The sequence below is a fragment of the Flavobacterium sp. WC2509 genome (assembly GCF_052683105.1).
Map to the genome: position 1 here is coordinate 968,394 of NZ_JBQZFG010000001.1, position 23,530 is coordinate 991,923.

A 23,530-nucleotide genomic window follows, 5' to 3' on the forward strand; every position below is an offset into this window, starting at 1 on the left:
CCTAATCTTTCTGTTCCAAATTATTATTCAAATTCAAGTTCTCAAGAATTATTCAGAATTAAGTGTTTCCAGCAATAAATTTGGACTATTCTTCAGTTAATAATTTAATCAGACTTTCGTCTCTTTGATATACATCGTCATAAAAATTTATGTTTCCACTTCTATCTACCCAAGCGGTAAAATAACCGATATAAACTGGAACTTTCTTTTTCAACGTATACCACTTTTCTTTTCCGGCATGCATTGCAGCATCTATACGTTCAGGTGTCCAAGAAGGATCACCCTTTAATAATTCGATAGCTAATTCTCTTGGTTTTGCCACACGAATACAACCATGACTAAAAGCTCTATTTTCTCTTTCAAACAAACTTTTTGCAGGTGTATCGTGTAAATAAATATTATTAGAGTTTGGAAATAAAAACTTTACTAAACCCAAAGAATTGTTTTTACCAGGCAACTGACGTACTTGTCCATTGTTCCATTCTAATTGTTTTTTAGTCAAATAATCTTTATCCTTAGCCATGCCAGGTTTTATCTCTTTATTAATGATACTTTGAGGAATAACCCAATAGGGGCTAAAAACAATATACTGCATCATTCCACTAAAAATAACAGTTTTTGTCATCGCTTTTCCTACTACGACTGGCGAAGTAAAACTAATTTCACCATCACGAATTAGATATAATTTAAACTCTGGAATATTAACTTCGATAAATTCTTTGTCTTTTTCCAATTTAGGATCAATCCAACGACAGCGTTCCATATTAGCAATAATTGTTTTGATTCTATCCGAAACAGTGACATTCAATTCTTTAATATGTTCTGGTAAAATTGTATTTTTAGGAGTTTTTCCGTGATGCAATTCATAATTTTTGACAGCCGAAAGCAAAACAGTATCGCAGACAGCACTTTTAGAGTTTTCTTTAAGATCACCAGTCACATAAAGTCTTTCTCTAATTTGGGCAATTCCAATAGCAGAATCTCCTAATTTGAAATTTTTAAAATCGTCACTAACTTCTATTGCTTTCCATCCACCATTTTTCTCAATTTCTCTATAATGTTTAAGTACCTCGCGCAGTTTATAATATTGGCTAAACATTTTGCTTTTACTATTATCATTAATGACAGAATGTTTAAAAATAGAATCTGAAAACACTTGATAATTTAGTTTTTTTCGAGGCAAAAGCCATTCTAACGATTTGGTTGTTTTTTCATCAACTCCATGAAATACTTTTTCGGCATAGTAGAAATATAAATTGGTAATCATCAAATCGGTATCAATTTGTGATAGTTTATTCTCAGAAGTACGCTCGAAAATTGGGCCAATTTTTTCATCATATGGAAAATTAGCTTTCAAACCTTCATCTGGCAAACCAATGTATTTATTGAATAAAGTATTTCCAAATTCTACCACACCTTTATTATCCAACCATAATTGTTTCGAACCTTGCTTTTTATACAAGCTTAAAACCTCTGTTTGATAAGAAGCTAACTTCGGATAGTTTTGGTAAAAAGCAGCAACTGTATTGCTGTCTATAGAAATATTAAGCTCTACCACTTTTTCCTTGGCAGGTTTCTTTAGAATAATTGTATCTTTTTTAGTCTTATTACATGAAATGGTAAGTAGGACAAGCAATGCCATCAACGATTTGGAAAATGATTTCATATTCGAATTATTTTCAATAAAAATAGTGAAGTTTTAGTTGAAAATGCAACTCAAAAAATATTTTAACCGAAAATTTGCGTGGTATTTACTTAAAATTTCTTACCAGTTAATTACAATACCAGCAAACCAAATTCCCTCAAAGTATTCACAGGTTTGGAATACCAAAACAATTCAAAATCTTCTAATCGGGCTTCAAAATCTATTTTTACTTCCTGAAAAGAATAGGTTTTAGTATTCGAAACTGAGAGTTTTTGAAGGATTTCTGCTAGCCATTCACCTTCATTTTTATTGGTTTGAATAGTAAAACTTTCTTTTTTATCATGAAAAGTTAAAGACATCATTTCCCAAGAATTTCCTTTTTTAGATTTTGTAAAATGCTCCACAGTAGATTTTCCTCCCAACCAAACAATTTTTGCAGTTGGTTTTATATTGAAATCTGTTTCTTCTTGTAAAGCATCAAAAATGAAATCGGGATGTATTTTGGTCTTCGGAATTTTAAAATCAAACCAATCCTGCAACTCGTATTCAAAACAAATTCCGTGCATAAAATTGAACAATGATTTCTTGAGTCCGAAACTAAATTTATCGTGATCAATTCCTGTTTTATCAGTGTAATTGATATCATTATTAGCAAAAGTTCCTATAACTTCCGTTTCTTTTACAGCTCCAAATTGCTCTGGAAACATTCCCACCGGACTATGTGCTGTCATCGCAAATTGATGCCAAAAGCCCGACTGCAAAACTCCAGCTTCAAATAATTGACGCACCATTTCGAGACTGTCTACCGTTTCCTGAATCGTTTGGGTTGGGTAGCCATACATTAAATACGCATGAACCATTACGCCTGCTTCGGTAAAATTACGAGTCACTTTGGCCACTTGCTCTACGGTTACACCTTTGTCGATGAGTTTTAATAATCGGTCTGAAGCTACTTCTAATCCTCCCGAAACGGCTATACAGCCCGAAGCTTTGAGTAATAAGCACAAATCTTTGGTAAAACTTTTTTCGAATCTAATGTTTGTCCACCACGTGACAGCTAATTTTCTGCGAAGGATTTCAAGAGCTAATGCGCGCATCAAAGCTGGCGGTGCTGCTTCATCAACATAATGAAAACCGGTTTCACCTGTTTGGGCAATTAGTTCCTCCATTCGATCGCACAACAAATTCGCTGCAACGGGTTCATATACTTTTATATAATCTAAAGAAATGTCGCAAAATGTACATTTTCCCCAGTAGCAACCGTGCGCCATAGTGAGTTTATTCCAACGGCCATCGCTCCACAATCGATGCATTGGATTCACAATTTCGATAACCGAAATGTATTTATCCAGAAGCAAATCCGAATAATCGGGCGTTCCCACTTGCGATTGTTTATAATCGTGCTTAAGTGAATTATTTTTATAAACTACTTTTCCTTCTTCCAAAAGGAAAGCTCGTTTGTATGAATTGTGATTTGGATTTTCAATATTGGCAATCAATTCCTCAATTGGTGTTTCTCCATCATCCAAAGTGATATAATCGAAAAACTCAAAAACTCGAGCATCCGAAAGAGAACGTAATTCTGTATTTGGGAAACCGCCTCCCATCGAAATCTTGATATTTGGATAGTGTTTTTTCACCCATTGCGCAGAGCGAAAAGCGGAGTATAAATTCCCTGGAAACGGAACCGAAATCAAGAAAAATGTCGGTTGAATACTTTCTATTCTTTCTTTTAAAATCGAAAGTAAGATTTGGTCAATATAAGTTGACTCTTGTTGTAAAGCTTCGTATAATTCATCAAAAGAGTTGGCACTTCGTCCTAATCTTTCTGCATAACGGCTGAAACCAAAGTTTTCATCGACACATTCGACTATAAAATCGGAAATATCTTCGAGGTATAAAGTGGCCAAATGTTTGGCCTTGTCGTGTGTTCCCATCGTTCCGAAAGCCCAATCCAATTCTTCTAATTGTGCAAAACGAGACGCTTCGGGCAAGAAATCCTCCTGACAAATCTGAAGCGCCAAAGTTGGATTTTTTCCCTGCAAAAAAGTAATAACCGAATCGATGGTTTTGATATATTCGTCTTGTAAAGCTATAATTCGTTTACAGTTGTCGGTCGTTGGTTGATGGTTGATAGACTGAAACAAGTCCTTCAATCCTTCTTTCGAAAACAATTTCAAAATCACTTCAATACCCAAATCCGCCTGAACAGATTCGATATTCTTGGTATTCAGAAACCCTTTGATATAAGCCGTTGCTGGATACGGTGTATTCAGTTGCGTAAAAGGGGGCGTTATGAGGAAAAGTTTAGTTTTCAAAAGTGAGATTGTTTTGGTGCAAAAATAAGGGATATTTAGTGTTTTTTCACAAAGAGATACTATACATTAATTTAAATATCAGTTCAAAATACTATAAATTACTGTAATAAATCTAACTGTATGAAATCTCAACTATTTTATATTAAAAGTCTTATTTTTTTAATTTAATTTAGCAGACAAAATTTTTTCCGCCAATGAAATTCAAAACTCTACTCCTTTTTATTATAATTAACCAATGTACATTAGTTTTTTCTCAAGAAACTAATCCAAAATCTTCTGATCAATTTTTATTTGAAGATAAAAATGGAAAATTAATTACTGATCCTTCTGAACAATTAGAATATTTAGCAAAACAAAAAAAAGCACTTGAAGCATATTCCAAAATTAGTAGCCGTCAAGCTGCATTAAGCCTAGTTCCTGTTCAATTATGCTCTAATAGTGGTTTTGAAGAATTTGTAAACGATAATGGAGTTAACGTTCTAAAAAACTTTCAATATACAGTAGACCGCCCTTTGAATCCAATTCAATGTAAATCAAGTTCTGCAATTGCAAATTTGGGTATTGTTCAATACAATCCAAATAATTCTGGACTAATGGCAACCACTGTTCCTTCAAATCATATCGATGAATTTATTGGTAACATAGATGGTTTTGATCAATATTGTCTCAAATTGAATTATAAAGAATCTTCCTCTACGATGACCCTCGTTCAAACAAAAAGATTTAAAACAGATAATGAAAATGTATTAAAATTTAATTACAAAGCTGTTCTACAAAGTATACCTGGAAGTGGTCATTTAAATGAACAACCCTATTTCAAAGCACGAATTGTAAACAATAAAGGTGTTGTAGTAAGTGAATTTTGTCTAACAGGCGACATTGAAAATTGCATCTACACACAAGCTCCTGTACTAGGATATGACAGCATTATTTTATACACAAAAAATTGGCAATCTGGAACTTTAGATATTTCTTCAATACCCAATAATGAAAATTTCACAATTGAATTTATGACTACCAGATGTGGTCTTGGAGGTCACTTTGGTTACTCCTACATCGATGATATTTGTATGTCACATACCGATGAGAATCTGCAAGGTAGCATTCAGTTAGACCCTATGTATCAATCTTGTCCGACATCTCCTATAGCTATATGTGGTGATTTTACAATTCCAAATTCAGGTAATATCAAAGCAACAGTAAAATCAATAGACTTAAAAATTTATAATTCTTCAAACAAATTAATACATACTACTTCACAAACATCAAGTTTAGATTTGACAAACAAAAGATTTTGCTTTGATTTAGATTTAGCAGCACTTCCTAATACGACAACTGAAAATTACAATGTAAGTGCTTCCATAAATTATGATATTGAAGCAGATCAAAATACTTGTAAAGGAACTAGTTTTGATAAAATAACAGATGATGATGCAAACCCAGGTTGGGATATTACATTCTTAAATTGTGATCCATTATGTACACTAACATTAGAAACTGCTAATTTAACTTTGTGTGATGATGATAAAAATGGGAAAGAATTTTTTGATCTTACAAATTTAAATTCACTTGTTGCCGGAAGTCAGACTGGAATAACATTTTCTTATTTCACTAATATTACCGATGCCAGTACTGATAAAAATCCAATTTCAAATTTTAAAAATTACGATAGCTCTAGCACAATTATATTTGTAAAAGCCGCACTAGATGCTAACTGTTACAAAATAATAGCGGCAAAACTCATTGTAAAGAACCCATCAGCAAACATAACTGGAGTTCTAAATATTTGTAGTGGAAGTACTTTATTGACCGCTACAAATGGAGCAAGTTATTTATGGGCCAGTGGTGAGACAACACAAAGTATCAATGCAACTCAAACGGGATTATATTCAGTAACAGTCACAGATCCTTTCGGGTGTAAAGCCACTGGAGAAGTAACAATTTTACCAAATTTAGTTGCCGCTCAACCTACAATAAAAATTACACAACCAAATTGTTTTTCAACTACTGGAACAATATCAGTAACTTCACCTGCATCAACTTATAGTTTTGATAATGGACAAACATGGGGAACCGATTCTGAAATAAAAAATGTACCAATAGGAACTTATTTTGTAAAAATTAGAACAGTTGCTGGATGTGAATCTTATGCTATCAAAATTACTATTGTTTCATACTTAAGCCCTTTTCCTAATTATATCAAAACATCACCTAAATTCTGTGGTGACTCTGGAAGTATAACTATCATAACACCCTCATCATACTATAGTTTTGATGATGGTGTAACTTGGACAACATCCAATACATTTGATAATCTCGCATCAGGAAGTTATCATATTAGAATAAAAGATTCTTTTGGATGTATTTCCAATTTCAATAACGTAGAACTCAATTCGGATTTTCTTCCAAGTCCAAACTTTACTATTTCGAATCCATACTGTTCAAATTTAGGAAGTATCACAGTAACAACTCCTGCGGAAGAATATAGTTTTGATGGAGGAACAGTATGGCAAACATCCAACACGATGTCTAATCTCGCACCAGGAAGTTATGTTATTAAAATAAAAAATAAAATAGGCTGTACCTCTTTCAATACTTACGCTTATCTCTATGATATCAAAGATATTTATCCGACTTATCAAATAACTAACGCAGGTTGTAATACGTATGCTAGTATAGAAATAAAAACACTTGCCGATTTGTATAGTTTTGATAATGGACAAACTTGGAGTCCTAATCCAATTCTAAAAAACTTAAATGGAGGAACTAATTACCAAATAATAGTTCAAAAAGGAGGAACTTGTAATTCGAAAATGCAGCCTGTTAGTATTAATAGCTACTTCCGTCCATTACCTAATGCCAATGATTATGAAATCACACTCTGTGATAACTTGAACGATGGTTCTGAAATAATAGACTTGACGACCTATAATTCAAATTTAATACAAAATCTAGCATCTTATCGATTTGAGTATTTCACTACTCTTTTGGGAGCTACAAAAGGTGATAACACTACAAAAATTTTAAATTACAATACATGTTCCCTGAGTAATACTAACAATACAGTATATGTAAAAGTAATTTCACAATATGGCTGCGTTACAGTTGTATCCTTAAAATTTACATTTTTAGATTCTCCAAGAATAAAAATGCAAGACAAATACCCATTATGTGTTGGCAAAAATATAGTTATTGATGCAGGTTCAGGCTATGATAGCTATCTTTGGCCTAATGGTGAAATAACGCAAACATTAAACATAGTTCAAGACGGAAATTATTGGGTAAATGTTACCGAAAAACATGGCTCATTAACCTGTAATTCAACAAAAAATTTCAACATTTTTTTATCAAATCCTGCAACAATAACAAGTATTGACACTAAAGACTGGTCACATACAGAGAATACAATAAGTGTTTTCCAAACTGGTTTAGGTGATTATGAGTATTCTTTAGACAACATTACCTATCAAGACAGCAATACTTTTACCGACATATTAGAAGGAGAGCATAATATCTATGTAAGAGATAAATTTGGTTGTGGTACAACTATAGGAAAAGCTTATCTTTTAATGTATCCAAAATTCTTTACTCCTAACGGTGATGGTTATAATGACACTTGGAAAATTAAACTATCTGAATTTGAAGTAGGTTTATCTGTAAACATATTTGATCGTTTTGGAAAACTAGTCAAAGTATTAGCAAACAATAACGATACTTGGGACGGAAAATACAACGGAATTGATCTTCCTTCCTCCGATTATTGGTTTGTAGTTACTAGAGCTAACGGCACAGAACACAAAGGGCATTTCAGTATAAAACGATAAAAACAAAAAGGTCTTCTAAATTTTAGAAGACCTTTTTTTATACACTTAACTATTTTTTAAAACTTATGTTCCTTTTTACTAATTACCAATAAAGCAAATAAAGAAATACAGGCTGCAAACGTAAGATAGAAACCTACATATGTTAAACTATAGGTAGAGGCTAACCAAATGGCAATCATTGGGGCAAAAGCAGCTCCGATAATTCCGGCCATATTGAACGTCAATGAAGCTCCTGAATAACGAACGTTAGTAGGAAATAATTCAGATAAAAAAGTTCCTAAAGGTCCATATGTGAATCCCATCAAAGCCATTCCTGTACACAAAAAGAAAGTCACCATTATTGTACTTCCTGAATTCATAAAATGTGAAAAGAAAAAACCAAAAACAGCAATAGCAGTTGTAGCAATCATTAACATTTTTCGACGTCCAATTTTATCAGCAACTCCTGCTGAAATTGGAATAAATAAGGCAAAAAACAACACCGAAAACAACTGAATCAATAAGAAATCTCTTTTCTCATACCCTAAATCAGATGTTGCCCAACTCAGTGTAAATACTGTCATTAAATAAAATACCAAGAAAGTAGTTATCGAGGCCAATGTTCCAAAAATCAATTGATTTTTATACGATTTAACCAAAGCAAGGAAAGGAATTTTCACTTCTTCGTGTTCTTTTTTTGAATTTTCAAAAGAAGGAGTTTCTGTGATTTTAGTTCGGATATAAAAACCAACTACAACCAAAAGAGAACTGGCGATAAAAGGAATTCTCCATCCATAATCCATAAAATCTTGGCTATTCATCGAGTCCGTTAATAACAAGAAAGTCCCTCCCGAAAGCAACAAACCAATCGGGGCTCCTAATTGCGGAAACATCCCGTACCAAGCACGTTTGTTGGGTGGTGCATTTTCGATAGCTAACAAAACAGCTCCTCCCCACTCGCCTCCTAATCCAACGCCTTGCCCAAATCGACACAACATTAATAACAAAGGAGCCGCAACACCAATACTGGCATAACTTGGTAAAAAACCAATAGCCACAGTCGAAATCCCCATAGTTAGTAAGGCGGCAACTAAGGTGAATTTACGGCCAATTTTATCGCCATAATGCCCAAAAAATGCAGATCCCAAAGGACGAGATAAAAATGCTATCGAAAAAGTAGCCAACGATTCTAAAGTAGCCATCGTTGTATCTGAACTCGGAAAAAACAATTGTGGAAATACTAATACCGCAGCATTAGCATAAATATAAAAATCAAAGAATTCGATTGTGGTACCAATTAAGCTGCCAAAAAGCACATGCTTTAATGAATTCGTTTTAGTAGAATTTGCATTCATTATTAAAAAGTTATATTATAAAATCGCGTAAAATTCAACCTTATTTTTGAAAGCTGCAAAGATTAATTCCAATATTATTAGGTATTTTATCATCAAATAAAAGAAATAGGTTCGACAGTAGTTTGAACCATTCAAATTCTTGATATTTTTCTTTTTTTGAAGATAAATTGTTATAAAAAACAATCGTAGCTATTTGTTTTCAGTCAAAATAGAATTCGATTTATTTCACTTGTAACAAAATCCAACTCGAAATTTCCTCTAAAGCGACTGGTGAACATGTTTGCTCAATTGTTGCATATTCATCAATAGCACCAGTTTCACACTCTTGGAATAAATGATTTAGATTGGGTATCTTCTTGGTTGTAACATTTTTATTCCCACCTTTAACAAGTGCTTTTTTAATGGCTTCTAAATTAGGATCGGCAGAAACTTGTAAATCTTTTTCACCATTAAGTGCTAAAACAGGACATTTCACTTTTTCCAAAGCAATTGCAGGATCTAACTTTAAAAAACCAACCAACCAAGGACTAATAATTTGAGAAGTTAATGCACTAATTTGAGTATCGGTGGCAGTGGTACCTAATTTCAGTTTTAAATAATTAAACGCTTTAGTTTTTAGATTTACATCATTTGCAGGAGAATTTACAATAATATCGTAAGCCCCTTTAAAAACTTCTTGTCCGTTTTGAATTTCAGTTTCTGAAACTCCTTTTTGACGTTCTATCATTTCTTTTTGCAAAAGCATCAATTGATCGCCACGAAGTCCTGGCCCAGCCAATAATACAATAAAATCTATTTCCTTTGAATTCTCTGCAACTATTGGAGCAATTATTCCGCCTTCGCTATGACCTATTAATCCAATCTTGTTTTTATCAATTTCTTTTCTGGTCTGCAAATAGGCAACTCCAGCCCTAACATCATTGGCAAAATCCAAAGTAGTTGCCGTTTTAAAATCACCTGTAGATTTACCAACACCTCTATCATCAAATCGCAATACTCCAATTCCTTTTTTAGTTAAATAATCTGCTAAAACCAGAAATAGTTTATGTCCAAAAATTTCTTCATCTCTATTTTGTGCTCCGCTTCCAGTAATTAAAATAACCACAGGAAATTTACCTTCCTTTCGAGGTAAACTTAAAGTCCCAGCCAAAATATTCTTATCGATTTTATTTTCAAAAGTAACTTCCTCTGTATAGTATGGATAAGGTTGTAGAGGCTCTTGTGGTCTCTTTACAGCCTCTTTTTTTAATACTTCTCTAGACAAATTCAGAGGAAAAGTTTGTCCACTTTGTGTAAAAGTACCAACAATCACATTATATTGATTCAAAACTCCTTCAAAAACAATCCGTGCACTTGGAATTTCTAATTTTAAAGTAGTATTCTCAAATTTGGTGGTCGTTACAGGAATTCCCTTTGCTCCTTGATCGGGGCTATCCATTGTAGAAGTATACCCATTTTCATTTTTACTAATATTAAAAACAAGTGCTAATTGTCCTCCTGGAACTTTCAAAAAACCATTCCATTGTCCCGTTATTTCTTGTGCGAATGCACTAAAAGAAACTAAAATTGTTACTAAAAACAATACTGCTTTTTTCATATTATCTAAATAAATTACAAACAAAATTAATGCTAATTAATTAAAAACCTCTTATCATTTTTTAAAAGTCAAAATCCATTACAACACATCTGCAATATATAGTAGCGTTGATGGAATAAAGTATAAATTAACCTAATTTTTCTGGAGTAATCAAATGAGCATGTTTCAAAATATCCAAATGATGGAAAATACCCGGTTTTAAAATATTGAACTGATCAGCTATTTCATCAGCAGAAAGATTTTTTGTTTTCAAAAGTTCCAATATCTCTCTTCATATACCGTCATTCAATGCTTTAAATATTTAGACAAATGCATAAATACTTTTTAACCCGCCAAATCGATTTTACATTATTATTTGGTATTTTAGCATCAAATAAAAAAAATATGCCAACCGACTGTATCAGCTATCAAAATTCCGGATATTTTTCTCCATTGATGAATGATTATTTAAATCAAAAAAAAGAATTACACTCCTTATATCACCATTTTCCAACTTTAGAAAATTTTGAAAAACAGATTGAAGAAAAAAAAATCAATTTCAATGGCAATGACAATGGTAATTCTAAAAGAGAAACTTTAGTTAGTGTTTTAGAAAAACAATATTCAAAATATGATGTTTCTGTTGCTGTTTTAAACAACATTAAACTTTTAAACAACCCGACCACTTTTACAGTTACAACTGGCCATCAATTAAATCTCTTCAGTGGTCCCTTGTATTTTTTATACAAAATCATTTCAACAATTAATCTTACCAAGGAATTAAAAGCAAAATATCCAAACTATAATTTTGTGCCGATTTATTGGATGGCTACCGAAGATCATGATTTTGAAGAGATAAATTATTTCAATTTCAATGGAAAAAAATTCAGATGGAATGCAGAAAGTACAGGTCCTGTTGGAAGATTATCTACCGAAGGATTAGCCGATTTTCTAGAAATATACGCTCTGGAAATAGGCGGAAGTACAAATGCAAATGTCCTCAAAAAACTATTTGAAGGTTCCTATATCAAACACGACAACTTAGCCGATGCAACAAGATATTTGGCAAATAGTCTTTTTGGCGAATCTGGTTTAGTAATTTTAGACGCAGATCATCAGGATTTGAAACGCAAATTTATTCCTTACGTAAAAGAAGAATTGCTTCAACAAACTTCTTTCAAAGCAGTAACCGAAACCATTGAAAAATTAAAAGATTATTTCGTTCAAGTGAATCCGCGGGAGATTAATTTATTTTATATTGAAGATAATTTACGTGAAAGAATCATTTTCGAAAACGGAATTTACAAAGTAAATCATACTCAAATTCAATTCACAGAAACTGAAATCCTTAAATTATTAGAAAACAATCCCGAGAAGTTCAGTCCGAATGTGATTATGCGTCCGTTGTATCAGGAAGTTATTTTACCTAACTTATGCTACATTGGTGGAGGCGGAGAAATTGCGTATTGGCTCGAATTAAAATCATTTTTTTCATCCGTAAAAGTTACTTTCCCAATTCTATTATTGAGAAATTCAGTTCTTTTAGCAACCGAAAAACAAAACAAAAAAGCAGATAACTTAAACCTGACTTGGGCTGATTTATTTTCAAAACAAACGGTTTTGATCAACAATATTACTCAAAAACTATCTGATTACCCAATTGATTTCACCGAACAAAAAGAAGCTCTAAAAAAACAATTTGAAAGACTCTTAGAATTGGCAAATCATACGGATAAATCGTTTTTAGGAGCTGTAAAAGCGCAAGAAATAAAACAAACCAAAGGATTAAATAACCTTGAAAAGAGATTTCTTATTGCTCAAAAAAGAAAATTCCACGACGAACTGCAACGCATTATTGATCTGCAAAACGAATTGTTTCCGAACCATAGTTTACAGGAACGTCAAACCAATTTTTCAGAGTTTTATTTAGAAAACGGAGAACGATTAATTCCCCAATTGATGAGCCAACTCAAACCCTTAGAACAAAATTTCAATATAGTTACTATTTAAGTCGCTAAGATTCTAAGAAGCTAAGTTACTAAGATTTAAGTAACAGTGTAAAAAGACTCAGAGACTTAGAATCTCAGCAACTCAGTAACTTTAACAAAAAAACCAATGTCCAAAGACCGCCTTATCTCGCTTGATGTTTTTAGAGGATTAACTATTTTATTTATGACTATTGTCAATAATCCGGGCAGTTGGTCAACCGTTTATCCTCCATTACTTCACTCGGAATGGCATGGCTGCACTCCTACTGATTTAGTTTTTCCGTTCTTTATTTTTATTATGGGAGTAGCGATTTCATTTGCAATGCCAACGAAAAGTTACGACAACACCACATTCAATAAAATAGTCACTCGTTCTTTACGAATGATATGTTTGGGAATATTTTTTAACTTTTTTGGCAAAATACAACTCTTCGGATTAGAAGGAATCCCTTTAGTTATTGGTCGTTTATTAATTACTGCTATAGTTGGCTATGCACTTATGGGAAATTTTAATGCTAAACTAAAAACCTATTTAGCTGTTTCAATTTTTATTATTTATTTGATTCTTGCTTATAGTGGCATCAAATCCTACGAGATTGTACGCTTGCCTGGAGTACTTCAACGTATCGGAATTGTCTATTTCATTGCTTCACTTTTATATCTAAAAACGAATCAACGCACTCAATTATTAGTTGCTGTTGGAATATTATTTGGCTATTGGGCATTACTTACATTAGTTCCCGCACCAGGTTTCGAAATCACAAACCTCGAAAAAGGAACCAATTTAGCTGCTTGGGTAGATAGTGTTTTATTAAAAGGACACATGTGGGAAGTAACCAAAACTTGGGATCCAGAAGGAATACTAAGCACCATTCCAGCCATTGCAGAAGGAATTATAGGTGTACTAATTGGCCAATTACTAAACAATGCAAAATTAATAAGATCTCAAAAAGCAACGCAAATGCTTATTGCAGGAATTATTCTTATTGTCTTAGGGCAAATTTGGAATATAATTTTCCCAATAAACAAAGCACTTTGGACGAGTTCTTACGTTTTATACACTACAGGATTAGCGACACTTACTTTATCCGTTTTATACTATTGCATCGATATTGCCGATTACAAAAAAGGAACCAAATTATTCCTCATTTGGGGAGTGAATCCAATGATTGTATTCTTTCTTTCAGAAATTATTCCGCAAGCCATGGTGATGATATCTTTTCCAAACCCAAAAATAGCAACAGGACAAATCAATCTTTTGGACTATCTTTATGTCGCTGGTGTCCAACCCTTTTTCAGCAATCCAATGAACGCTTCACTCGTATTTGCTCTTCTGTATGTAAGTATATGGTCTGTTATGTTAGCCTATTTTTACAAAAAGAAAATGTATTTCAAAGTTTAAAAAATAAAAAACACAGTAATAACAGCTTTCTTGTATTAAATTGATAATTTGCTAAAATCATTCGGCAAAAAAAGTATATTTTTGCACAAAATTTTAAAACAAAGAAAAATGGCTACTAATAGAACTTTTACAATGATTAAGCCTGATGCGGTTCAAAACGGACACATCGGAAATATATTAGCAATGATTACAAACGGTGGATTCAAAATCGTTTCTTTGAAATTGACTCAATTAACAGTTGCAGACGCTCAAGCATTTTACGCTGTTCACGCTGCAAGACCTTTCTACGGAGAATTAGTAGAATTTATGTCAAGAGGTCCTATTGTTGCTGCTATTTTAGAAAAAGAAAACGCTGTTGAAGATTTCAGAACTTTAATTGGTGCTACTAACCCAGCTGAAGCTGCTGAAGGAACTATCCGTAAAGCATACGCAACTTCTATCGGGGAAAATGCTGTTCACGGTTCTGATAGCGACGAAAATGCTGCTATCGAAGGAGCTTTTCATTTCGCAGGAAGAGAGCAGTTTTAATTTATGATTGAAGTTAAGGATTTTTGAATTATGATTTAAAAATCTATAAAAACAAAAATCCCGTTTCAATTGAAACGGGATTTTTTATATCAATCTAAAATCAAAAATCGTTAATCAACAATCTGAAATCCCTACCTCAAAACCACATCCCTCACCACATCTCTACGCAGTTCCTCATTAATCATTTTGATAATCTTGGATTTACCATGACTCAATTCCTCACGCAACACCGCCGATGTTAACTGAACATACAGTGTAGAACCTTTCAAAACCACATTATTGGTATAACTGTTCACACCGTTCCCCATCAAATTACGCCACGCATCTTTCACATCAATTTCATCCATGCCAGATTGCAATTTATTGACCTCAATAATTTGCTTTAAAACATCACCAATTGTACTTTGATTATTTAGTCTTTTTGCCATAGTCATCGAGCTTTATTGCCCCTGTTTTTTTATAATGATATTCTTTTTTCTCTGCATTTAAGACAACCAGTTCTGTAGGAGTCAAAGTCAATATTTCCTCACTCCATTTCATATATGGAGTATTATAATCTAAAAAAGTTTGATCATCTTTAAAACGAACTTTTACATTTTCGAACGTATCATTCACCAAAAAAGTACCATCCAATTGTGGCATCACCTTCTTTCGAATACCACTGTTATTTTTATCAATTTGAAAATAATCAAAGGATTCATTAACACCATATTTTTTCTCATTTCCATCATCAAAAACCACTTTTTCAATTTCCCAATAACCGTTGATTTTTGCAACTTCAGCAGGGGTTATTTTTTGTTTACACCCAACAAACAAAAGGGCGACAAGTAAAACACCGAATACTTTTTTCATAGAATAATCATTTTTTTAAGGAGCTATTTCCTGCTATCCGCTTGTATCTTTTTTATCTCGTAAAAAACGAGATAAAAAAGGATACCGCTTCTATCAGGGCTAGGGCATCCCGTTTATAAAGATCTTTAGTTAACACAACAAAGTTAATCTTTAAAAATCCAAAGAAAATAAAAAAATGCAATCTCATTAAACTATTTTCTATAATTTTGATCATACCCAAAACCAATATTTGCAACCATGTCAAAATCAATACTATTGTTATTCGCTGCATTGTTTTGCATTAATTGCTCATCTGATACTACAGACCCAGTTCCCACTCCTACACCAACAGAAACACTATACTTTCCACCACTTACAGGTACAACTTGGGAAACTAAATCTATCGAAAGTCTCGGTTGGAAATCCTCCGCAGTACAACCTCTTCTTGATTATCTAGAACTCAAACATTCCAAAGGATTTATCATTCTTGTCAACGGCCGTATAGTAATGGAAAATTATTTCAATGGTCATAACGCCACTACCAATTGGTATTGGGCAAGTGCTGGAAAAACGTTAACATCAACCCTGGCAGGAATTGCTCAACAAGAAGGTATTATTAATATCAACAATAAAGTATCTGATTATATAGGTACCGGCTGGACAAGTATGCCATTAGCAAAAGAAAATTTGATTACCAACAAACATTTACTCACTATGACTTCCAGCATTGAAGATATTGCCAATGGCGATGCTGTAGATCCAGCACACCTAACTTATAAAGCCGATGCAGGGACCCGTTGGGCGTATCACAATGTCTATGTAAAACTACAAGATGTTATCGCAGCAGCTTCAGCACAAACATGGACAAACTATTTTAATACCAAATTGAGCGATAAAATAGGAATGAACGGAACCTGGATACAACTTGACAACAATAGTGTATACTGGAGTACCACACGAAGTATGGCACGTTTTGGATTACTAATGTATAATAAAGGAAAATGGGATAATAGCGTAATTCTGAATGAAGATTATTTCAATCAAGCCACGAATACTTCCCAAAATATTAACTTAGGGTACGGTTATTTATGGTGGTTAAATGGGAAAGCCAATTATCATTTACCACAATCACAAGCTACTTTTCAAGGAAGTATTATCCCAACAGCTCCAAACGATATGTTTATGGCTTTGGGGAAAAACGACCAAAAAATCTACGTTGTACCAAGTAAAAAAATGGTAGTCATCCGAATGGGAGATGCTGCCGATAGCGTCAATCTTGCTCTATCCGATTTTGATGAAACGCTTTGGACAAAAATAAGTGCTTTATATCAATAACAAATTACTTTTGTCTTTGCTTTATCCTTCTCATCAATCCTAAAAAGAAAAAAACCAAACCAACAATCAATAATGCATAATAAAATGTAATATTGATTTCTCTAATACCATTGGCTAATACAAAAGCTCCAATACTTATAAAATAAAAAAATATTGGACTGGCATTTTTTATAGAAGAAAAATCCATGAACTATTATTTAAAAAAACTATCTACGAATTCGTATTTATTAAAAACTTGCAAATCTTCAATTCCTTCACCAACACCAATGTATTTTACTGGAATCTGAAATTGATCTGAGATACCAATAACAACACCTCCTTTGGCAGTACCGTCCAATTTAGTAACGGCTAACGAAGTAACTTCAGTTGCAGCGGTAAATTGTTTCGCTTGCTCAAACGCATTTTGACCTGTAGAACCGTCCAAAACCAACATTACATCATGTGGTGCATCGCCAACTACTTTTTGCATTACACGCTTAACTTTAGAAAGTTCATTCATCAAGTTAATTTTATTATGCAAACGACCCGCTGTATCAATAATAACAACATCTGCATTTTGAGCCACTGCCGATTGCAACGTATCAAAAGCTACCGAAGCTGGATCACTTCCCATTTCTTGTCTTACGATAGGAACTCCAACTCTGTCTGCCCAAATTTGCAACTGATCGATAGCTGCTGCACGAAAAGTATCAGCCGCACCCAAAACCACATTGAAACCAGCTTTCTTAAATTGATAGGCTAATTTCCCAATCGTTGTTGTTTTACCTACTCCGTTTACACCAACAACCATTAAAACATACGGTTTGGTATTTACCGGGATAACAAACTCAGTACCTTCGCCTGTATTGGTTTCAGATAATAGTCCCGCGATTTCATCTCTCAAAATCTGATTAAGTTCATCCGTTCCCAGATATTTATCCGCTTCTACCCTTTTTTCAATTCGAGTAATAATTTTAAGGGTTGTATTCACTCCTACATCCGAAGAAACAAGAATTTCCTCTAGATTATCCAGAACATCATCATCTACTTTTGATTTCCCTGCAACCGCTTTAGTTAATTTGGAAAAAAAAGTACTTTTTGTTTTCTCTAAACCTTTATCTAATGATTGTTTCGCCTGTTCGCTTAGGTTAGAGTCTTTTTTCTCTGAAGAGAATATTTTTTTAAAAAAGCTCATTTAAAATGGAGTTTTACGATTTGGAATTTACATTTGTCAACTTAAACAAAAATAATTAGAAATAAACCGACTTCTAATTAACGTAAAGATTTCTCAAAGATTGTTCAAATTTTGATGTAAATATATAAAATAAAAAAGCTACTTCCGAAAGAAAGTAGCTTATCTATAAAATGTAATGTGATTATTTCTTTTTCAAGAATTCATCAACTTCTTCAGGAGCCATAATAGATTCAACGAATGTATATGCGCCAGTTACTGGAGATTTCACCATTTTGATGGCTTTTGATAATCTCTTAGAAGATGTTTGTAACGATGCTACGGTTTTCTTTGCCATGATTCAAATGTTTTTTATGTTTTAATTAATCTTTAATGCAAGCATTATTAGATTTTATTAAAATCTCTAATTATTTAATTTCTTTATGAACAGTTACTCTTTTCAAGATTGGATTAAATTTTTTAATCTCTAATCTGTCTGGAGTATTTTTTTTGTTCTTAGTAGTTATATATCTTGAAGTACCTGCAACACCAGTAGTTTTGTGTTCAGTACATTCTAAAATTACCTGGATTCTATTTCCTTTCTTTGCCATCTTGCTATTTTTTTATTTTGGAAAAGATTATTTAATAAATCCTTCTGACTGCGCTTTTTTCAAAACTGCAGCGATTCCATTTTTATTAATTGTTTTTATCGTAGATGCTGCTACTCTAAGAGTAATCCATCTATCTTCTTCTGGAAGATAAAAACGCTTTTTAACTAAGTTTACAGAAAATTTTCTCTTAGTTTTGTTCATAGCGTGAGAAACGTTATTTCCTACCATCGCTCTTTTACCTGTAAGGTCACAAACTCTTGACATTATACTTATCTTTTATCGTTATTCAAAATCAGGGTGCAAAGAAAAGAAAAATAAACCTATAACCAAAATATTTATAGCTCTTTTTTCGAAATTTCTTTCAGTAACATTTCAAGCCCTTTTACAGAAGCTCTATCTATCACTTTTTCACGTGGTTGGCCAAAATCAAATTTTTCTACCATCACTTCATTTGGCGTAGCCAAAGCAATATAAACCGTTCCAACTTCAGCACTTGCATCTCCTTTGGATGGACCAGCATTACCTGTCGTTGCAATTGCATAATCTGTTTTTAGCAATGTTTTCACATTCAAAGCCATAGCTTTTGCGACTTCAGCACTCACAACGCTATGTTCCTCTATCAAATTCTTCGAAACACCTAATACATTTTGCTTTACTTCCGTCGAATAAGCTACAACGCTCCCTTTGAAATAACTGGAAGCCCCGGGAATCGAACTCAACAACTGCGCAATAGTTCCTCCAGTACAGCTTTCGGCAGTTGAAATGGTCTTATTTTGTCGTGTTAAAATTTGCCCCAAAATCACTTCAAGAGTTTCATCATCTTCAAAACCAACAATAATATCCCCTATTATTTTAGTCAAAGAAGCCACATTCTCTTCAATAGATTTCTCCAGCAATTGTTTATCAGTTCCTTTTACCGAGAGCCTCAATCGCACTCTTCCTGGCGCAGGCAAATAAGCTAGCTTTATAAATTCGGGCAAATTATTTTCCCATTCTTCTATTTGTTCCGCAACGGCGCTTTCTCCTCGACCATAAGTAAGTATCGTTTTATGAATAATATATGGACGATGATAATCCCGAACTACCTTGGGAATAATTTCATTTTCTATCAAATATTTCATTTCAAATGGCACTCCTGGAAGTGATACAAAAACAGTATTTTCCTTTTTCATCCATAATCCCGGAGCCGTACCTACTTGATTATGTAGCACTGTACATTTTGAAGGAACAAGAGCCTGATCTTTATTTATCTGGGTAATAGCTCGCTTATAAAAACCTTCAATCAATTCAGTTACATGCGCGAGAACAACTGTATCAACCACCAATTCGTCTTCAAAATAATCACAAAATGTTTTCTTCGTAATATCATCTTTTGTCGGCCCTAACCCTCCAGTAATAATAACAATATCAACTGTATTCTGAAGCTTTAAAAACGTATTCAAAATATGCTCCCGAGAATCACTTATTGATAACATCTCAAAGACTTCTACCCCAATTCTATCCAAGGATTTGGCTATAAAACCAGAATTTGTATCTACAATTTGACCAATTAAAATCTCATCTCCAATCGTAACTATTGCTGCTTTCATATTTTAAAAACTTTTGCACTATATTAAATAAAAAAATCCAACCGCTGCATTTACTCATACAACTGTTAGATTTTTATGTTTTATAGAAAATTAAACCAAAAAATTAAAGATCAAAATCTTTTCTTATCTCTTTAATAGCATCTTTAACCTGCGATTTAACGCTTTTATATGTTTCTATTATTTCTTTCTTTTTACCTTCTCTTTTAGTCCAAGCTTCTATCTGTAAAATCTCTTCAAATGCCACATTTAAACCAAGCAAATCTAATGTTGGTTTTAATTTGTGTGCAAAAGCATAAGCATGTTTAAAATCTTTACCTTTTATTCCTTCTCCTATTTGTGCCAAATCTGCAGGGACTTCAGTTACAAATAAATTCAAAACTTCATTTACAAATTCCGGATCATTATCTGAAAGTGCGTACACTTTTGCCAAATTATATTTTATCGCCATTATTTTACTTGTATTCTAAATAGTTTTTGTCCTTCTAAAAATCCTTCCAAAACATCATCTGATTTTATTGCCGCAACTCCCTCAGGTGTTCCTGTGAAAATAATATCCCCGATTTTTAACGTAAAAAATTGAGAAACATACGACACCAACTCATCAATATTCCATAACATTCTGTTAGAATTTCCTTTTTGTACAGTAATATTATTGTTCTTTAATTCAAAAGTAACATTTTCTAATGAAAGAAATTGGCTTTTAGGCAAAAATTCACCGATGACAGCCGACCCGTCAAATGCCTTAGCTTTTTCCCAAGGAAGTCCTTTTTCTTTTAACTTAGCCTGTAAATCTCTTGCTGTAAAATCAATCCCTACACTTATTTCGTCATAATATTTATGAGCGAATTTAGGTTCTATATATTTTCCAACTTTGGATATTTTAACAATAAGCTCAATTTCATGATGAACATCCTCAGAGAATTCAGGAATCACAAAAGGATGCTGTTTTAATAAAATTGCCGAGTCTGGTTTCAAAAATACAACAGGCTCCGAAGGTCTTTCGTTCTTTAATTCTTCAATATGACTGGCATAATTTCTGCCGATACAGATTATTTTCATACTTCTAGTTGTTGGTTGTTGGTTGCTGGTTGTTAGTTAAGAACTATCAACAAACAACTATCAACTTATTTCGTATTTAATTTTCTTAATTTAATTGCTGTTAAAACCTTCTTCGTATATAAAGGAAAATCTGCATTTTGTATCCAACTATAATAACCTGGTTCCGTTTCTAAGATTTTATCCACTTTGACTCCTTTGTGCTTCCCGAAGCTAAAAATCTCTTCTCCATCGGCATCAAAAGCAATCATTCCTGCAAAATCAGCTATTTTTTTTCTAGTAGTAAACTCAGACAACGCTTTCATGTCGTTTTCCAATTCAGGATAACGATCCAATTGCGCCATTAAAATTTCATAAGTTGCCATCGTATCCGCTTCTGCAGAATGTGCATTTTCTAATCCTTTTCCACAGTAAAATTTCAAAGCAGCACTTAAGGTACGCTCTTCCATTTTATGAAAAATAGTCTGTACATCTACAGAAACTCTGTTTTTCATATCAAAATCAACTCCAGCACGCAATAATTCTTCAGCAAGTAATGGAATATCAAAGCGATCTGAATTAAATCCAGCCAAATCGCTATCCTTAATCATATTATAGACTTGAGGAGCCAATTCCTTAAACGTTGGTTCATCCGCTACTTTCTCATCACTTATTCCATGAATAGCAGTTGATGAAGGCGGAATTGCAATCGTTGGATTCACCAGCCAAGTTTTGCTTTCTTTATTTCCATTCGGAAAAACTTTTAAAACTGATATTTCTACAATTCTGTCTTTTCCAATATCTATTCCTGTTGTTTCAAGGTCAAAAAAGCAAATTGGTTTATTGAGTTTGAGTTCCATTTTTTGTATTTAATTGCACAAATATAAAAATTTGGGCTTGATTTCATTTTAAAGTCAACATTAAAAACCATAAAAATAAAAAAACCCGACATTTTATAAATTAATGCCGGGTCTATTTTTATTTTATATTGATTTAATAATCTCTATTTACATCAAATGCTTCGAGATATTCAGCTACACGTTTTACAAAACTACCTCCTAAAGCACCATCTACAACACGATGATCATAGCTATGCGACAAGAACATTCTTTGGCGAATTCCTATAAAATCACCTTCAGGAGTTTCGATAACCGCAGGTACTTTTCGGATAGCACCTAAAGCTAATATTCCTACTTGTGGCTGATTAATGATTGGAGTCCCGAACACACTGCCAAAAGTCCCTACATTAGTAACCGTATATGTACCTCCTTGCGTGTCGTCTGGTTTTAATTTACCTAATTTAGCACGGTTTCCTAAATCATTTACCGCCTTAGCCATACCAACCAAGTTCAATTGATCTGCATTTCTAATAACTGGAACGATTAAATTACCATTAGGCAAAGCTGCCGCCATTCCTAAATTGATATCTTTCTTTTTTATGATAAAATCGCCTTGTACCGATATATTCATACCTGGATAATCCCTTAAAGCTTTTGCAACGGCTTCCATAAAAATTGGAGTAAAAGTCAATTTCTCCCCTTCTCTTTTTTCGAAAGCGGTTTTAACTTTATCTCTCCATTTTACAATATTAGTTACATCTACTTCGATAAACGATTGAACATGTGCAGAAGTCTGGATCGAAGCCATCATATATCCAGAAATCAGCTTGCGCATTCTATCCATTTCTATAATCTCATCACCTCCGTTTACCGAAACCGACGAAACCGTTTGTACTGGATTACTTTTTGCCGAATCTACAACTACTTCAATAGTATCAACAGTTTTTGGTTTTACCGAAATAGCCGTTGATTGAACACCTCTATTTTGTATGTAATTTAAAATATCATCTTTAGTAACACGACCCTCTTTTCCTGAACCAGCAATACTTTCTAACTCAGCCAAGGAAATCCCTTCTTCTTTTGCAATATTTTTAACTAATGGTGAAAAGAATTTATCGCTTTCAAAAAAACTAACTGGAGCCGCAACTGTTTCTTTGGCAACCTCAATCGTTTTTTCAATCTCTTCAACAATTGCTTCTGGAATATCTTGAATCGGAGTCTCAACATTATCACTTTCAGTTTCAATAATAGCAATAGTCTCCCCTACTTGAATCAAATCATCTTTACCAAATAATTTCTCAACAAGTATACCTGCAATCTCCGATGGAACCTCTGAATCAACTTTATCAGTCGCGATTTCCAAAACAGCTTCATCCGCCTCTATTTTGTCGCCAACTTCTTTTAACCAATTTGTAATGGTTGCTTCCGCAACACTTTCTCCCATTTTCGGAAGCTTTAATTCAAATCTTGCCATATTGTTAATCTAAAAGATTATTTCGGTTTTAATTTTGCGAAATTAATTAAT

22 protein-coding genes are annotated in these 23,530 nt (G+C 33.2%); 5 read left to right on the forward strand and 17 right to left on the reverse strand.

Features of this window, described 5'->3' with window-relative positions:
* Window positions 1-85: 85 nt before the first annotated feature.
* Together ACUN3A_RS03760 and ACUN3A_RS03765 are read right to left on the reverse strand one after the other, a co-directional pair.
* Window positions 86-1,666: a L,D-transpeptidase family protein gene (locus ACUN3A_RS03760; protein ID WP_445550018.1), complete on the reverse strand. Its 1,581-nt coding sequence runs from the start codon at window positions 1,664-1,666 to the stop codon at window positions 86-88.
* Between the two features lie 110 nt (window positions 1,667-1,776).
* The gene (locus tag ACUN3A_RS03765; protein ID WP_445550019.1) at window positions 1,777-3,963 is read right to left on the reverse strand and encodes a B12-binding domain-containing radical SAM protein; all 2,187 of its coding nucleotides are present in this window, start codon (window positions 3,961-3,963) and stop codon (window positions 1,777-1,779) included.
* A gap of 194 nt (window positions 3,964-4,157) precedes the next feature.
* Between ACUN3A_RS03765 and ACUN3A_RS03770 the strand changes: the two genes are divergently transcribed.
* Window positions 4,158-7,787 carry a T9SS type B sorting domain-containing protein gene (locus ACUN3A_RS03770; RefSeq protein WP_445550020.1) on the forward strand — a complete coding sequence of 1,210 codons (3,630 nt, stop codon included), beginning with the start codon at window positions 4,158-4,160 and terminating at the stop codon, window positions 7,785-7,787.
* Window positions 7,788-7,843: 56 nt separating this feature from the next.
* Here the strand turns inward: ACUN3A_RS03770 and ACUN3A_RS03775 are convergent, their stop codons facing one another.
* The 3 genes from ACUN3A_RS03775 to ACUN3A_RS03785 all read right to left on the reverse strand — a co-directional run bounded on the left by ACUN3A_RS03775 (window position 7,844) and on the right by ACUN3A_RS03785 (window position 10,980).
* Entirely contained in the window at window positions 7,844-9,121 is a 1,278-nt protein-coding gene (locus tag ACUN3A_RS03775; RefSeq protein WP_445550021.1) for an MFS transporter, read from the reverse strand.
* A 220-nt stretch (window positions 9,122-9,341) separates the two neighbouring features.
* On the reverse strand, window positions 9,342-10,718 hold the full coding sequence (locus ACUN3A_RS03780) for an alpha/beta hydrolase family protein (protein ID WP_445550022.1): 1,377 nt from the start codon (window positions 10,716-10,718) through the stop codon (window positions 9,342-9,344).
* 127 nt (window positions 10,719-10,845) lie between these two features.
* On the reverse strand, window positions 10,846-10,980 hold the full coding sequence (locus ACUN3A_RS03785) for an ArsR family transcriptional regulator (RefSeq protein ID WP_445550023.1): 135 nt from the start codon (window positions 10,978-10,980) through the stop codon (window positions 10,846-10,848).
* Between the two features lie 122 nt (window positions 10,981-11,102).
* On the opposite strand from ACUN3A_RS03785, the gene bshC reads away from it, so the two are divergent.
* The 3 genes from bshC to ACUN3A_RS03800 all read left to right on the forward strand — a co-directional run bounded on the left by bshC (window position 11,103) and on the right by ACUN3A_RS03800 (window position 14,615).
* A complete protein-coding gene (gene bshC, locus ACUN3A_RS03790) occupies window positions 11,103-12,707 on the forward strand; it encodes a bacillithiol biosynthesis cysteine-adding enzyme BshC (RefSeq protein ID WP_445552807.1) in 1,605 nt (534 codons plus the stop codon).
* Between the two features lie 105 nt (window positions 12,708-12,812).
* On the forward strand, window positions 12,813-14,087 hold the full coding sequence (locus ACUN3A_RS03795; RefSeq protein WP_445550024.1) for an acyltransferase family protein: 1,275 nt from the start codon (window positions 12,813-12,815) through the stop codon (window positions 14,085-14,087).
* Window positions 14,088-14,195: 108 nt separating this feature from the next.
* Entirely contained in the window at window positions 14,196-14,615 is a 420-nt protein-coding gene (locus tag ACUN3A_RS03800) for a nucleoside-diphosphate kinase (protein WP_100429911.1), read from the forward strand.
* Window positions 14,616-14,746: 131 nt separating this feature from the next.
* Here the strand turns inward: ACUN3A_RS03800 and ACUN3A_RS03805 are convergent, their stop codons facing one another.
* Entirely contained in the window at window positions 14,747-15,043 is a 297-nt protein-coding gene (locus ACUN3A_RS03805; protein WP_445550025.1) for a DUF721 domain-containing protein, read from the reverse strand.
* On the reverse strand, window positions 15,024-15,467 hold the full coding sequence (locus tag ACUN3A_RS03810; RefSeq protein WP_445550026.1) for a hypothetical protein: 444 nt from the start codon (window positions 15,465-15,467) through the stop codon (window positions 15,024-15,026). The genes ACUN3A_RS03805 and ACUN3A_RS03810 overlap by 20 nt, the downstream gene beginning before the upstream one ends.
* Before the next feature lie 237 nt (window positions 15,468-15,704).
* Here ACUN3A_RS03810 and ACUN3A_RS03815 point away from each other — a divergent pair, with 237 nt between their 5' ends.
* Window positions 15,705-16,781, forward strand: coding sequence for a serine hydrolase domain-containing protein (locus ACUN3A_RS03815; RefSeq protein WP_445550027.1), 1,077 nt, complete (start codon window positions 15,705-15,707; stop codon window positions 16,779-16,781).
* Window positions 16,782-16,785: 4 nt separating this feature from the next.
* Here the strand turns inward: ACUN3A_RS03815 and ACUN3A_RS03820 are convergent, their stop codons facing one another.
* The 10 genes from ACUN3A_RS03820 to ACUN3A_RS03865 form a co-directional block, all read right to left on the reverse strand.
* Entirely contained in the window at window positions 16,786-16,968 is a 183-nt protein-coding gene (locus ACUN3A_RS03820; RefSeq protein ID WP_445550028.1) for a hypothetical protein, read from the reverse strand.
* Between the two features lie 6 nt (window positions 16,969-16,974).
* Window positions 16,975-17,955: a signal recognition particle-docking protein FtsY gene (gene ftsY / locus ACUN3A_RS03825; protein WP_445550029.1), complete on the reverse strand. Its 981-nt coding sequence runs from the start codon at window positions 17,953-17,955 to the stop codon at window positions 16,975-16,977.
* Window positions 17,956-18,136: 181 nt separating this feature from the next.
* Window positions 18,137-18,289: a DUF4295 domain-containing protein gene (locus ACUN3A_RS03830; RefSeq protein WP_100429907.1), complete on the reverse strand. Its 153-nt coding sequence runs from the start codon at window positions 18,287-18,289 to the stop codon at window positions 18,137-18,139.
* Between the two features lie 70 nt (window positions 18,290-18,359).
* A complete protein-coding gene (rpmG, locus tag ACUN3A_RS03835; RefSeq protein WP_007805817.1) occupies window positions 18,360-18,542 on the reverse strand; it encodes a 50S ribosomal protein L33 in 183 nt (60 codons plus the stop codon).
* 27 nt (window positions 18,543-18,569) lie between these two features.
* On the reverse strand, window positions 18,570-18,806 hold the full coding sequence (rpmB, locus tag ACUN3A_RS03840; RefSeq protein ID WP_024980263.1) for a 50S ribosomal protein L28: 237 nt from the start codon (window positions 18,804-18,806) through the stop codon (window positions 18,570-18,572).
* Window positions 18,807-18,877: 71 nt separating this feature from the next.
* Window positions 18,878-20,131: a CinA family nicotinamide mononucleotide deamidase-related protein gene (locus tag ACUN3A_RS03845; RefSeq protein WP_445550030.1), complete on the reverse strand. Its 1,254-nt coding sequence runs from the start codon at window positions 20,129-20,131 to the stop codon at window positions 18,878-18,880.
* 103 nt (window positions 20,132-20,234) lie between these two features.
* The gene (locus ACUN3A_RS03850; RefSeq protein ID WP_445550031.1) at window positions 20,235-20,579 is read right to left on the reverse strand and encodes an Hpt domain-containing protein; all 345 of its coding nucleotides are present in this window, start codon (window positions 20,577-20,579) and stop codon (window positions 20,235-20,237) included.
* A complete protein-coding gene (locus ACUN3A_RS03855; protein ID WP_445550032.1) occupies window positions 20,579-21,190 on the reverse strand; it encodes a fumarylacetoacetate hydrolase family protein in 612 nt (203 codons plus the stop codon). Before ACUN3A_RS03855 ends, ACUN3A_RS03850 begins: the two co-directional genes overlap by 1 nt.
* Window positions 21,191-21,255: 65 nt before the next feature.
* Window positions 21,256-22,026, reverse strand: a complete 771-nt coding sequence (locus ACUN3A_RS03860; RefSeq protein WP_445550033.1) for an exonuclease domain-containing protein — start codon at window positions 22,024-22,026, stop codon at window positions 21,256-21,258.
* Window positions 22,027-22,159: 133 nt separating this feature from the next.
* Window positions 22,160-23,479, reverse strand: a complete 1,320-nt coding sequence (locus ACUN3A_RS03865) for a dihydrolipoamide acetyltransferase family protein (protein WP_445550034.1) — start codon at window positions 23,477-23,479, stop codon at window positions 22,160-22,162.
* Between the last annotated feature and the right edge of the window lie 51 nt (window positions 23,480-23,530).

Excerpts from the sequence above, each read along its gene's own strand:
- ACUN3A_RS03865 (WP_445550034.1), bottom strand. The coding sequence starts at position 23,479 with ATGGCAAGATTTGAATTAAAGCTTCCGAAAATGGGAGAAAGTGTTGCG.
- ACUN3A_RS03850 (WP_445550031.1), bottom strand. The coding sequence starts at position 20,579 with ATGGCGATAAAATATAATTTGGCAAAAGTGTACGCACTTTCAGATAAT.
- bshC (WP_445552807.1), top strand. The coding sequence starts at position 11,103 with ATGCCAACCGACTGTATCAGCTATCAAAATTCCGGATATTTTTCTCCA.
- ACUN3A_RS03815 (WP_445550027.1), top strand. The coding sequence starts at position 15,705 with ATGTCAAAATCAATACTATTGTTATTCGCTGCATTGTTTTGCATTAAT.
- ACUN3A_RS03810 (WP_445550026.1), bottom strand. The coding sequence starts at position 15,467 with ATGAAAAAAGTATTCGGTGTTTTACTTGTCGCCCTTTTGTTTGTTGGG.
- ACUN3A_RS03795 (WP_445550024.1), top strand. The coding sequence starts at position 12,813 with ATGTCCAAAGACCGCCTTATCTCGCTTGATGTTTTTAGAGGATTAACT.
- ACUN3A_RS03780 (WP_445550022.1), bottom strand. The coding sequence starts at position 10,718 with ATGAAAAAAGCAGTATTGTTTTTAGTAACAATTTTAGTTTCTTTTAGT.
- ACUN3A_RS03855 (WP_445550032.1), bottom strand. The coding sequence starts at position 21,190 with ATGAAAATAATCTGTATCGGCAGAAATTATGCCAGTCATATTGAAGAA.
- ACUN3A_RS03830 (WP_100429907.1), bottom strand. The coding sequence starts at position 18,289 with ATGGCAAAGAAAACCGTAGCATCGTTACAAACATCTTCTAAGAGATTA.
- ACUN3A_RS03860 (WP_445550033.1), bottom strand. The coding sequence starts at position 22,026 with ATGGAACTCAAACTCAATAAACCAATTTGCTTTTTTGACCTTGAAACA.
- ACUN3A_RS03760 (WP_445550018.1), bottom strand. The coding sequence starts at position 1,666 with ATGAAATCATTTTCCAAATCGTTGATGGCATTGCTTGTCCTACTTACC.
- ACUN3A_RS03770 (WP_445550020.1), top strand. The coding sequence starts at position 4,158 with ATGAAATTCAAAACTCTACTCCTTTTTATTATAATTAACCAATGTACA.
- ACUN3A_RS03800 (WP_100429911.1), top strand. The coding sequence starts at position 14,196 with ATGGCTACTAATAGAACTTTTACAATGATTAAGCCTGATGCGGTTCAA.
- ACUN3A_RS03775 (WP_445550021.1), bottom strand. The coding sequence starts at position 9,121 with ATGAATGCAAATTCTACTAAAACGAATTCATTAAAGCATGTGCTTTTT.
- ACUN3A_RS03805 (WP_445550025.1), bottom strand. The coding sequence starts at position 15,043 with ATGGCAAAAAGACTAAATAATCAAAGTACAATTGGTGATGTTTTAAAG.
- ACUN3A_RS03845 (WP_445550030.1), bottom strand. The coding sequence starts at position 20,131 with ATGAAAGCAGCAATAGTTACGATTGGAGATGAGATTTTAATTGGTCAA.
- rpmB (WP_024980263.1), bottom strand. The coding sequence starts at position 18,806 with ATGTCAAGAGTTTGTGACCTTACAGGTAAAAGAGCGATGGTAGGAAAT.
- ACUN3A_RS03820 (WP_445550028.1), bottom strand. The coding sequence starts at position 16,968 with ATGGATTTTTCTTCTATAAAAAATGCCAGTCCAATATTTTTTTATTTT.
- rpmG (WP_007805817.1), bottom strand. The coding sequence starts at position 18,542 with ATGGCAAAGAAAGGAAATAGAATCCAGGTAATTTTAGAATGTACTGAA.
- ftsY (WP_445550029.1), bottom strand. The coding sequence starts at position 17,955 with ATGAGCTTTTTTAAAAAAATATTCTCTTCAGAGAAAAAAGACTCTAAC.